This is a genomic window from Gilliamella sp. WF3-4, from assembly GCF_001690275.1.
GTDB classification, from domain to species: Bacteria; Pseudomonadota; Gammaproteobacteria; order Enterobacterales; family Orbaceae; genus Gilliamella; species Gilliamella apicola_C.
This window is the reverse complement of record NZ_LZGW01000024.1, coordinates 1-12,349: the sequence shown is the minus strand read 5'-3', so window position 1 is coordinate 12,349 and position 12,349 is coordinate 1. Positions and strand designations below refer to the sequence as shown.

At 36.5% G+C, this 12,349-nt stretch carries 10 protein-coding genes; 6 read left to right on the top strand and 4 right to left on the bottom strand.

Going from position 1 to position 12,349, the window contains the following annotated elements; translation table 11 throughout:
- Positions 1–41: 41 nt before the first annotated feature.
- Positions 42–572, bottom strand: a complete 531-nt coding sequence (locus A9G47_RS06080; RefSeq protein WP_065642434.1) for a gluconokinase, GntK/IdnK-type — start codon at positions 570–572, stop codon at positions 42–44.
- Positions 573–1,173: 601 nt separating this feature from the next.
- Between A9G47_RS06080 and purL the strand changes: the two genes are divergently transcribed.
- Positions 1,174–5,076, top strand: a complete 3,903-nt coding sequence (gene purL / locus A9G47_RS06075) for a phosphoribosylformylglycinamidine synthase (RefSeq protein ID WP_065567139.1) — start codon at positions 1,174–1,176, stop codon at positions 5,074–5,076.
- A 73-nt stretch (positions 5,077–5,149) separates the two neighbouring features.
- Here the strand turns inward: purL and A9G47_RS06070 are convergent, their stop codons facing one another.
- Together A9G47_RS06070 and aroB are read right to left on the bottom strand one after the other, a co-directional pair.
- Positions 5,150–6,235, bottom strand: a complete 1,086-nt coding sequence (locus A9G47_RS06070) for a 3-deoxy-7-phosphoheptulonate synthase (protein WP_065642433.1) — start codon at positions 6,233–6,235, stop codon at positions 5,150–5,152.
- A 464-nt stretch (positions 6,236–6,699) separates the two neighbouring features.
- A complete protein-coding gene (gene aroB, locus A9G47_RS06065) occupies positions 6,700–7,779 on the bottom strand; it encodes a 3-dehydroquinate synthase (RefSeq protein WP_065642432.1) in 1,080 nt (359 codons plus the stop codon).
- A gap of 120 nt (positions 7,780–7,899) precedes the next feature.
- Here aroB and A9G47_RS06060 point away from each other — a divergent pair, with 120 nt between their 5' ends.
- Positions 7,900–9,504, top strand: coding sequence for an NAD+ synthase (locus tag A9G47_RS06060; protein ID WP_065567136.1), 1,605 nt, complete (start codon positions 7,900–7,902; stop codon positions 9,502–9,504).
- A gap of 22 nt (positions 9,505–9,526) precedes the next feature.
- Positions 9,527–9,865 carry a nitrogen regulatory protein P-II gene (gene glnB, locus A9G47_RS06055; protein ID WP_065567135.1) on the top strand — a complete coding sequence of 113 codons (339 nt, stop codon included), beginning with the start codon at positions 9,527–9,529 and terminating at the stop codon, positions 9,863–9,865.
- A gap of 6 nt (positions 9,866–9,871) precedes the next feature.
- Here glnB and A9G47_RS06050 read toward each other — a convergent pair whose 3' ends face one another.
- A complete protein-coding gene (locus A9G47_RS06050; protein WP_065642431.1) occupies positions 9,872–10,495 on the bottom strand; it encodes a hypothetical protein in 624 nt (207 codons plus the stop codon).
- A gap of 317 nt (positions 10,496–10,812) precedes the next feature.
- On the opposite strand from A9G47_RS06050, the gene A9G47_RS06045 reads away from it, so the two are divergent.
- From A9G47_RS06045 to A9G47_RS06035, 3 genes are all read left to right on the top strand, one after another.
- Positions 10,813–11,439, top strand: coding sequence for a TfoX/Sxy family DNA transformation protein (locus A9G47_RS06045; protein ID WP_065567133.1), 627 nt, complete (start codon positions 10,813–10,815; stop codon positions 11,437–11,439).
- A 154-nt stretch (positions 11,440–11,593) separates the two neighbouring features.
- Entirely contained in the window at positions 11,594–11,761 is a 168-nt protein-coding gene (locus A9G47_RS06040; protein ID WP_081297217.1) for a transposase, read from the top strand.
- Positions 11,761–12,349 (top strand): DDE-type integrase/transposase/recombinase (locus A9G47_RS06035; RefSeq protein WP_065642430.1); only part of this gene is annotated, 589 nt, incomplete at its 3' end. The genes A9G47_RS06040 and A9G47_RS06035, both read left to right, overlap by 1 nt.

Below are 12,349 nucleotides of genomic sequence, written 5' to 3'. Positions count from 1 at the left end.
CCTCTTAAATTATCATTGTTATCTTTTCAATTTTATTTATATTATTCACAGTTACATATTGAACGTATGACTTGCTCTGTATCATTGACAACATCAGTTAATGGTTGCTCAATGTTAACCGTATAGACATTTTTTTCATGAATCGTTGGCTCTTCTAGCGTGTCAAATTGTGATTGTAGCATTCCGCTTTTTTGGTAATGGCCTTTACGTTTAGCTAATCGCTTAGCAATGACATCATAGCTTCCTTTTAGATAAATAAAGTGAATGTTTTTATTTTCACCACGAATAATATCTCGGTATTTTCGTTTTAACGCTGAGCAGATAATAATTGAAACATCATTAACATTGCGCATTGCAAATGCGGCATTGCTAATTAGGTTAAGCCAAGGCATTCGATCTTCATCGTTTAATGGTGTGCCATTTCGCATTTTTAAAATATTGGCTTTAGGGTGCAAAAAATCGCCATCTAAAAAAGACGCATCAAGGTTATAAGCTACTTGCTTGGCAACCGCTGATTTACCACAACCTGACACACCCATTAATACAAAAATTGGTTTATCTTGTGTTGTCATAGTAAACTCTTCCACCTATTTTGTTACTGGTAACATGTTACAAATTAAGATTTTTTTTGCAATTTAAAAAAGTTTATTTTGTGATCTGGATCGAGTTTTTCTTTTTATTTTTAAATAGATAGATCTTTTGCTGTTTCAGAGGCTATCAAATAATATGTATGACAATCTAGGATTGATTGTTTAGTCAAAATTAAAAGAAACTTAATTAAAAGAAACTAAGATAAATATCTCTGTTAAATCGCCTTGCCGTTAATCGAGCTGCAAAGTTCAAAACAATGGGGGGTTTTACTTATTTTTTGTAAAAAATATTCAGGATACTATACCATTTTACCGGTGGAGATAATGTATTACATCAACTTCAAATTAACAACTTATAACGAGCAAGGAAAGTAATTGCACAATGGCTAACCATTTATTACATCCTAAAGTGGTTGTGCTTATTTAGACTTGAGATACACCAGTAACTCCTCTTTTTATACTTAACCATCTATTTGTCTGAATCTTTTTGGTAAAATCAATGTTTTAAATAGCCACGCCGTTCACTTTCTTTTATAATGTTGTTCTATTTTTACCTATGTTTAGCTTAAAAAGAGTAATTAGCATGAAAATTTTAGCTGGTTCTTCTGCTTTATCTGCATTTCGTATAAGTAAAATCCTATCTGTTTGCCGTGAAAAATCCATCCCCGTTATTAATATTGACGCGCAATATATTCATTTTATTGATCTGTTTAAAGATTTAACGAGTGATGACCAGTTGACGCTTGATAAGTTATTGCAATATGGTCCTAAATCAACGCAAGTAAATGGTGAGCATAAAACCCAAAGACAACTCTTTTTAGTGACGCCTCGTGCCGGAACGATTTCGCCTTGGTCATCAAAAGCAACCGATATCGCGCATAATTGTGGGTTAACGCAGGTTCATCGAATTGAGCGGGGTATTGCGTATTATGTTGAAATGAGTAGCCCTTTTACTCAAGTACAGCAAGTCGCTTTTGAAAGCTTAATTCATGATCGCATGATGGAAACGGTATTTACGGATTTTGCTCAAGCAGAAAAATTATTTAAAGCCGATAAACCAGCACCAGTAACCGTAATTGACTTATTAGGACAGGGTCACCAAGCATTAGAGGAAGCTAATTTAAAATTAGGACTGGCTTTAGCGCCAGATGAAATTGATTATTTGGTTGAGAATTTCCAAAAATTAAACCGTAATCCAACGGATATTGAACTTTATATGTTTGCTCAAGCAAACTCTGAACATTGTCGTCATAAGATTTTTAATGCTGACTGGATTATTGATGGTGTGAAGCAACCCAAATCATTGTTTAAGATGATAAAGAATACTTTTGAACATACGCCAGATTATGTGTCATCCGCTTATAAAGATAATGCCGCGGTTATGGACGGATCTAAAGTCGGACGTTTTTTTGCTGATAATGACAATCAAACTTATCGATATCATCAAGAATTTGCTGATATTTTAATGAAAGTTGAAACGCATAATCACCCAACAGCCATATCTCCTTGGCCAGGAGCTGCAACGGGAAGTGGTGGCGAAATTCGTGATGAAGGGGCAACGGGAAGAGGTGCTAAGCCCAAAGCAGGATTAGTCGGATTTTCCGTTTCTAACTTACGCATTCCTCATTTTGAACAGCCTTGGGAACAAGATTTTGGTAAGCCTGATCGTATTGTTAGCGCGTTTGATATTATGATGGAAGGTCCGCTTGGTGGCGCTGCTTTCAATAATGAATTTGGGCGACCAGCTCTATTAGGGTATTTTCGTACCTATGAAGAAAAGGTTAATAGCCATAATGGTGAAGAGCTTCGCGGTTATCATAAGCCTATTATGCTAGCAGGCGGTATTGGTAATATTCGCCATGAACATATTCAAAAAGGTGAGTTTCCAGCAGGCTCTAAATTGATTGTTTTAGGTGGCCCAGCTATGAATATTGGGCTTGGTGGTGGCGCAGCTTCATCAATGACATCTGGTCAGTCGGATGCGGATCTTGATTTTGCTTCTGTTCAGCGAGATAACCCAGAAATGGAACGTCGTTGTCAGGAAGTTATCGATCGTTGTTGGCAACTTGGTGAAGATAACCCTATCTTATTTATTCATGATGTGGGCGCAGGTGGTTTATCTAATGCGATGCCCGAACTGGTTAGTGATGGTGGCTGTGGGGGGCAATTTGAACTCCGCAAAATACTTAGCGATGAACCCAGCATGTCACCGCTAGAAATTTGGTGTAATGAATCACAAGAACGTTATGTTCTTGCTATTCATCCCGATAAATTAGCGCTGTTTGATGAACTCTGTCAGCGTGAACGAGCACCTTATGCCGTTATTGGTGAGGCAACCGTCAATAAAGCTGTGATTTTACATGACGAACATTTTAATAATAACCCGATAGCTTTGCCGTTAGATGTTTTATTGGGAAAAACACCAAAAATGTTACGAGAGGTGAAATCTAGTCAAGCCGAAGGCGATCGTTTTTCCACATCGGATATTAATTTATATGATGCCGTAAAGCGTGTGCTACATTTGCCCGTTGTAGCGGAAAAAACATTTTTAATTACGATTGGTGACCGTTCTGTAAGCGGTATGGTTGCTCGAGATCAAATGGTTGGACCTTGGCAAGTACCCGTGGCCGATTGTGCTGTTACAACAGCAAGCTTTGATAGCTATTATGGTGAAGCCATGTCAATGGGTGAGCGAGCGCCAGTAGCCTTACTTAATTATGCCGCATCAGCACGTTTAGCTGTTGGTGAGGCAATTACCAATATTGCGGCGACCAACATTGGTGATATTAAGCGTATTAAGCTTTCGGCTAACTGGATGGCAGCAGCTGGGCACCCAGGCGAAGATGCTGGTCTTTACCAAGCAGTTAAAGCTATTGGTGAAGAGTTATGCCCTGCATTAGGCTTAGCCATTCCAGTTGGTAAAGATTCCATGTCAATGAAAACCACATGGCAACAAGATGGTGAGCAAAAAACGGTAACTTCACCGTTGTCGTTAGTGATTTCTGCATTTGCTCGCGTGGAAGATGTGCGCAAAACCGTCACACCACAACTTGATACAGATGAAGATAATTTATTATTATTTGTTGATTTATCAAAAGGTCATCAAGCATTAGGTGCAACCGCATTAGCACAAGTTTATCGTCACCTAGGGCAAAGAACGGCTGATGTTCACGATGCCAAAGAATTAGCTTCTTTTTATCAAGCTATCCAAACGTTAATAGCTCAAAAATCTTTACTTGCTTACCATGATCGTTCCGATGGTGGTCTATTGGTTACTTTGGCAGAAATGGCATTTGCTGGGCATTGTGGTATTGATGTTGATATTCATTCCCTTGGTCGTGATGTGATTGCTTCTTTATTTAATGAGGAGCTAGGTGCAGTTATTCAAATTCGTGGTAGTGATTTAGATGAAGTCATGAATTGCTTTAAGCAGTTTGGGCTTTCTCATGCTATTCATCAGTTAGGATCGGCTAAAGCTGGTCAGCAATTCATTGTGCGTAATAATACCTCGATGGTATACAGCGAATCACGTTCAACTTTAAGAACATGGTGGGCAGAAACGACATGGCAGATGCAACGCTTACGAGATAATCCTGAATGTGCAGATCAAGAACATCAAGCTAAACAGAATGAAGACGATCCGGGCTTGAATGTGAAGCTTACCTTTGATCCAATGCAAGATATTGCCGCGCCTTATATAGCCAAAGGGAGCAAACCGAAAGTGGCAATTTTACGTGAGCAAGGTGTTAATTCTCATGTTGAAATGGCTGCTGCATTTGATAGGGCTGGCTTTGAAGCAGTCGATGTGCATATGACAGATTTACTTTCAGGTCGCATTACGCTTAGCCAATTTAATACACTGGTGGCTTGTGGCGGTTTTTCTTATGGTGATGTTTTAGGGGCTGGTGAAGGCTGGGCTAAATCAATTTTATTTAACGAAAAAGTACGTGATGAATTTGAGCAATTCTTCCATCGTCAAGATACCCTATCACTAGGGGTTTGTAACGGTTGTCAGATGATGTCGAATTTAAAGGATTTAATTCCGGGCGCTGATTTGTGGCCTCGTTTTGTACGCAATTTATCCGAGCGTTTTGAAGCGCGCTTTAGTTTAGTGCAAATTCAACCTAGTCCTTCATTATTCTTTACTGATATGAATGGCTCACATATGCCAATTGCGGTTTCACACGGGGAAGGGTGTGTTGAAGTCTGCGATGATAGTCATCTTCACAAATTAGAAACCTCTGGATTAATTGCAGTACGCTATATTGACCACTTTGGCAAAGTAACTCAACAATACCCTGCCAATCCAAATGGCTCGCCAAATGGTATTACTGCCGTAACATCCAAAGATGGACGTGTAACCATTATGATGCCACATCCCGAGCGAGTATTTAGGACTGTGACCAATTCATGGCATCCTGATAACTGGGGCGAAGATAGTCCTTGGATGCGAATGTTCCGTAATGTGCGTAAGCAACTTGGGTAAGTTCAGTTCACACTAAAAACAATATCGCCGATGATAACATCGGCGATTTTTTTATGATTGTTGTTTACAAAGATTAAGCTTGCGCTGATTGTTTTTGTCTTTGAGTTAATGACTTAGCTAACTGGTTATTCATTTTTTGTAATAATTGTTCAGTTGTTTCCCAACTAATACAAGCATCAGTAACAGACACACCATATTTCAAGTTTTCTTGAGGTTGTTCTGACGGTTGATTCCCTTCAAATAAATTACTTTCAATCATCACACCAATAATGGAATTATTACCTTTTTCGATTTGATCAATAATAGTATCAGCAACAATCGGTTGGTTACGATAATCTTTATTAGAATTGGCATGGCTACAGTCAATCATTAAATTAGGTAATAAACCTGCCTTTTTCATTTGTGTTTCACACACTGCCACATTTTCAGCATCAAAATTAGGTGTTTTACCGCCACGTAAAATAACATGACCATGCGGATTACCCATAGTTTGTAATATTGTAACCTGCCCTTGTTGATTAATACCAACAAAGCGGTGCGCCATAGATGCAGATTTCATTGCATTAATTGCCACATCTAAGCTCCCATCGGTTCCATTTTTAAAACCAACCGGCATGGATAGTCCTGAAGCCATTTCTCGATGCGTTTGGGATTCGGTTGTTCTTGCACCGATTGCTGACCAACTAATTAAATCACCAATATATTGCGGAGTATTAGGATCTAACGCTTCGGTTGCAATTGGTAAACCAATTTTAGTGATATCCAGTAGTAATTTACGTGCTTTTTTTAATCCATGTTCAATATCAAATGAACTATCCATATGAGGATCGTTAATCATACCTTTCCAACCCACGGTTGTTCTAGGTTTTTCAAAATAGACACGCATGACGATAAATAAATTATCTTTCATTTCGTCCGATAGCTTTTTTAATTTATGTGCATATTCAAGTGCTGCCTCAGTATCATGAATAGAGCAAGGACCACATACGATAAGCAATCGATGATCTCGACGCTCTAAAATATCAACGATAGTTTGTCTTGATAAGGCAATTTGGTTTTCTAGATCGTGGGATAACGGGTAAAGCTGTTTTATTTCTTCAGGTGTGATTAACATGTGTTCATCTTTAATTCGGACATTATTTAGCGTATCTTTTAACATTTTGCTTTCCTTGTTAAAACCATTCAAATATTTTATATGTAAAATATTAATTACATAGACGACTAGTATGTAAACACAAAATTACATAATAGTAAATAAAATTCTTATTGTTTGCTTAGAATAAAGGAAATTTATTGTGGTTATATTATGTAAAGTAAAATAAAAAATAGTTTATATGAAATCAATCAAATAAAAGTAAGTGTAATTGTAAACTTATTTTTACATCTGATGGGGTGTTCATTTTTGTTTATCTAATTTTTTCAAGGAATAGTTTATTATCGCTATTTAGCATTACATAGGATAGGGTAGTGATAATCATGTATTGAATGTAACACCTGTTAGTAATATTAAAGTCTGTTCATCAACACAACTAAATAATTGCTTATTTAGTTGTGTAAAGCAATTTCAGGTAATGACTATGTTTCAGTAAAAAATTGATACGTATTCAATTAATCAGTATAAGGCTAGCTGCTCGAAATAGAATCTAAAACTAGGTTTTTATCAATTCCATCGATTACTTCAGCATGGCCAATCTTAGTTGGTATAACTAGCCTTAACTGTCCCGAGATCACTTTTTTATCGCGCATCATATGTGGAAGATAGGATTCAATAGACATTTGTGATGGTCTTACGACAGGAAGTTTTGCTCTTATTAACAGGTTTTTAATGCGATCTATTTCAGCATCTGTTAATTTACCTAATCTTTTGGCTGTTTGCGCTGCCATTAACATGCCAACACTGACTGCTTCACCATGTAGCCAGTTTCCATACCCTAGTTCTGCTTCAATAGCGTGACCATATGTGTGACCAAGGTTTAACAGTGCGCGCATACCTTGTTCTGTCTCGTCGGCAGCGACCACTTGCGCTTTAAGTTCGCAACAACGATAAATACAGTAACTTGTAGCATCAACATCTAAGTTTAGCACATCGTTGATATGGGTTTCTAACCAAGCAAAAAATTGAGCATCTAAAATAATACCGTATTTAATCACCTCAGCCAGCCCTGCGGAAAGCTCTCGTTGAGGCAATGTTTTTAAACAATTAATATCAATGACAACCGATTGTGGTTGATAAAATGCGCCTATCATATTTTTACCCAGTGGGTGGTTAATGGCTGTTTTGCCCCCAACCGATGAATCAACCTGTGATAGCAAGGTGGTTGGTACTTGGATAAACTTAATGCCTCGTTGGTAAGCAGAGGCTGCAAAGCCAGTAACATCACCAATGACACCTCCGCCTAGTGCAATAACAATACTGCTACGAGTGTGATTATTGGCTAGCAACGCTGTTAAAATGGTATTCCAAGTTTCCATGGTTTTATATTTTTCACCATCAGGCACAATCACTGAACTGGTCTTTACACCATGCTTTTCAAGCATGTTAATTAATGTTTGTAAATAAAGTGGGGCGATTGTTTCGTTGGTCGCAATAAGTACGCGTTGACCAGTCTGAAGTTTAAAATGCTCAAATTCATTAAGTAGATTTTCACCAATAGTAATAGGGTAGCTGCGTTTAGTTAATGCTACATTTAGAATTTTTTGCATAATAATATCCAGAAAAATGAAAGCCAATTTATTGTTGCATGTTAGCGATAAAAATGTGGCAGCGCAACTTAGAATCATTTAAACTTATCAACAATTTTGATTTGTGGTATTTAATTTTGTATGTCTTTATCTATTGTTTTAGCGCAAAAAAATTGGCGTGTGGGTGATATAGAGGGAAACACCCAACAGATTATTGAATTAATAAATAGCCATTCATCTGATGATTTGATCATCTTTTCAGAACTTGCTCTCTGTGGCTATCCACCCGAAGATTTAATGTTTCGTTCTGATTTTAAAGATCGCTGCCGAAAAGCATTATCACTAATTCAACAAGCGAGCACACAGTGTGCGGTTGTTGTTGGCCATCCTCATTGGCAAGATCAACATGTTTATAACGCCCTTTCGTTTTTTTACGAAGGAAAATTGTTAGTCCGTTATCACAAACAACGACTACCTAATTATGATGTGTTTGATGAAAAGCGTTACTTTACCGCTGATAATAAAACGTGTGTCGTTGATTTTAAAGGACAAAAAATTGGGTTATTAATCTGTGAAGATCTTTGGCAAAATGAGCCTGTTGATTACATTCAACAGGCTCAAGCTGACTTTGTGGTTGCAATTAATGCTTCTCCTTATGATTTTGAAAAACAAAAACACCGACATGATTTAGTTAAAACGCATGCAAAACGAACAAGATTGCCAATTATTTATGTCAACCAAGTAGGAGGGCAAGATGAGTTGGTGTTTGACGGCGGATCTTTTGTTTGTAATGAACTTGGTCAAATTGTTTGTCAACTGAAATCGTTTGAAGAACAAGTTGTTCCTTTTACATTTGGTGTCAGTGCTGAAACTCTAATTTATGAAAATCAAAATAATCAATTAGCATCAGTTTATGATGCATTGGTACTTGCCACTCGTGATTATATTACCAAAAATGGCTTTCAAGGCGCCGTATTAGGGCTGTCAGGCGGTATCGATTCTGCTTTAACGCTTGCTATTGCGGTTGACGCTTTAGGTAAAGATAAGGTTCAAGCTGTGATGATGCCATTTCGTTATACTGCCGATATAAGTATTGCCGATGCCAAAGAAGAAGCTGAAATATTAGGCGTTGAGTTTGATATTGTTTCAATTGAACCGATGTTTGATGCATTTATGTCATCGTTAAGCCCAATGTTTTTAGGCTCACCAAAAGATACCACGGAAGAAAACCTGCAAGCACGCTGTCGCGGGGTTATCTTAATGGCGCTATCCAATAAACGGCGCAGGTTAGTGCTTACAACCGGCAATAAAAGCGAAATGTCGGTTGGTTATGCCACACTTTATGGCGATATGGCTGGCGGTTTTGATGTGCTTAAAGATGTGCCGAAAACGATGGTGTTTGCATTATCAAAATATCGAAATACCCGTTCTTATGTTATTCCTGAAAGAGTAATCACTCGTCCGCCATCAGCCGAATTGGCACCAGATCAGAAAGACGAAGATAGTTTGCCTCCTTATGATATTTTAGATGGTATTTTGAAAGGGTATGTTGAGCACGATCTTTCCATTGAACAATTAGTTGCGCAAGGTTATGATGAAGCAACTGTAAGACGGGTGATTAAATTAGTTGATATTAACGAATATAAAAGACGTCAGTCAGCAGTAGGTCCTAAAATTACTGCTCGTAACTTTGGTAAAGGCAGACGCTATCCAATTACTTCTGCTTTTGGATTTAAGAATTGGTAATCTCGAATTAAGGGCAAGAGACATGAAGAAAATTGAAGCAATTATTAAACCTTTTAAACTGGATGATATTCGAGAAGCACTTGCTGATCAAGGCATTACCGGTATGACAGTGACTGAGGTGAAAGGTTTTGGTCGTCAAAAAGGGCATACTGAACTTTATCGTGGTGCGGAATATATGGTTGATTTTTTACCAAAAGTAAAAATAGAACTTGTTGTGCCAGATGATATTTTAGAGATGTGCATTGAAACTATTATGAAAACAGCGCAAACAGGCAAAATCGGAGATGGCAAAATTTTTATTTATAATGTTGAGCAAGTCATTCGGATTCGAACAGGTGAAATGGATGAATCAGCCATTTAGTTTTAATTATTGAATATCAGGTCGTTCTTGTTTAAGTAATTCGGATGTTACAACACCTTGAATAGAACAAATAAGAAGCGTCATATTCGGCGCTTTTTCAAGCAATAATAGCTTTTCGGTTGTATCTGGTGCAGGAATAGTTTTTACACCAACGACGGTGCCAGTGTTTTTATGCCAGAGTTGGATATCATCATTAATACTACGAATCATTGGGTTTCCAATATAGAGCACATCTTCTTCCATCTTTTTCCAATCTATGAAATTTAATGTCTCTTTGATTTGGCTAATCTCATTATCGATAATAAATCCCCAGAAATAATATTTTCCTATTTTTCCAAGATCCATAGCACTATCGTAATAGCCTGTGATTGTTAAATTTTTATAAGTCATGGGTGTTTTGAAATAAACAAAGTTTTTAGCTATATCAGAGCGATTTTCGACGGGAATATAAGCTTGATTTTGCTTAAAAAGTGTAATGTTTGTATATTTTTCTAATTCATCTTTGCTAGCATAAATCTGTTGAAAAAAATCAGGAGTGCAGGGGGTGAATGAATCAATTAATGGTAATTTATCGGCAAAGGCGACAAAAGAGTGAAACATAAAAAATAAAGCAATGATGTTTTTTATCATGTTGATTCGATTTGACAAAAATTGAATACCATTCAGTTAACTGGCTTTGATTGTATAATTATTACAACAGAATAACAATGTTAAAGCGATTTTTCTTTTTTTAAGAATTATTATTTCTTAATTACTTTTAACAAAAATTAACTTAATTTTATAAAAATATAATTTATCAAGTAATAAAGCATTTAATATTTATATATGGAATACAGATCGCATAATTATGAATTTATTTAGAAATCATTTGAATATAAAGTAGCTATAAATTAGATTAATTAGTAAGTCATTTCAGTTACTTGATAAAGTTTGGATGGGAATTAATTATGTGCTCAACATTTGCTAATCGAATTTTAACAGAACTTTCTGACGTTGAAGATATTTCACTCAAAACATTTTTTGGTGGATTTAGTGTTAATAGTAAAAATATCATGTTTGGTTGGATTACTCGAAAAGAATTTTATTTAAGGGGGCATTCCAATTACCGCTCATTTTTTATCGATTTAGGTATGCAACCGTTGAGTATAACAACAGGGATGTCAATAAAATTACTTGATTATTATAAAGTTAGTGATGAGTTATTTAAAGATCAAGATAAATTGTTAGCAATGGTAAAAATGGTGATCACCTATACTAAAAAAGAACAATATGAAAAAAATGAAATTAAGGCAAAAAGAATAAAAGAGTTACCAAACATGACTTTGTCATTGGAAAGATTATTGTGTAGTGTAGGAATTACAGATGTTGAGACACTGAAAAAAGTAGGGTATTTAGATGCTTATTTTAAGATAAAACAAAAAAAAGCCTCCATCTCAATTAATATATTATTTGCCTTGTATAGTTCATTACATCGATTTCATGTGGCTACTTTATCTCAAGAAGCCAAAAAAGAAATTGAGCTTGAATATCAATGTTTTTTAAAGCAGATAAATGAAAACCTATGTAAAGAATGATTTTGAGTTTCTATGTTAATCAAAGTTTATAGAATGGTAGTATCACTATATATAACTATATATAACTACCTCCTAAAATAGGGTAACTATCGTAGCTATTTTAAAAGAAGCAGAGGTTGGTATTCCCGTTAAAGAGCTGTGCCGTAAATAGGACATGGGTAATTCAACTTTTTATAAATGGCGAGAAAAATACGGCGGTATGGAAACGTCGGATATCAAACGCTTAAAGGAGCTGGAAGCGGAAAACCGTAAGCTTAAACAGATGTTTGCCGAACTGAGCTTAAAATCCCAGCTTCAGGAAGAAATCATAAAAAAGCTTTAGTGCCCACAAAGTCACGTAAAACGTGGGCACAGCAACTACAACAAAATCATTCGGTTACTATTGTTATGAGTTGTGCTATTGTTGGCTTAAGCCGTTGTGCTTACTATTATCAACCTAAGTTACAGGATGATTCAGTGATTGTTTCGGTGTTGAATGCTATCACAGATAGGCATTTACGCTGGGGCTTTCCTAAATGTTTTAATCGTATCAGAAAGCTCGGCTATCAATGGAATCATAAACGGATATATCGGGTGTATTGTGAATTAAAGCTTAATCTCAGGGTAAAGCGTAAAAAACGCATTCCTCCACGATGCCCAGAAAGGTTATTAGTCCCCAATAAACAAGGTGAATGTTGGTCAATGGATTTTATGAGTGACAGTAGCCGTAATCAACGTCGCTTTAGAACATTCAATGTCATCGATGACTTTAATCGTGAGGCGTTAGGTATTGATATTGCAGTAAGCTTACCAGCAGGAAGGATTACCCGTTACTTAGATAAACTGGCCGAATATCATGGGTATCCATTAAAAATACGGGTCGATAATGGGCCAGAATTTACAGGAAAAACCTTTACCAACTGGGCTAAAT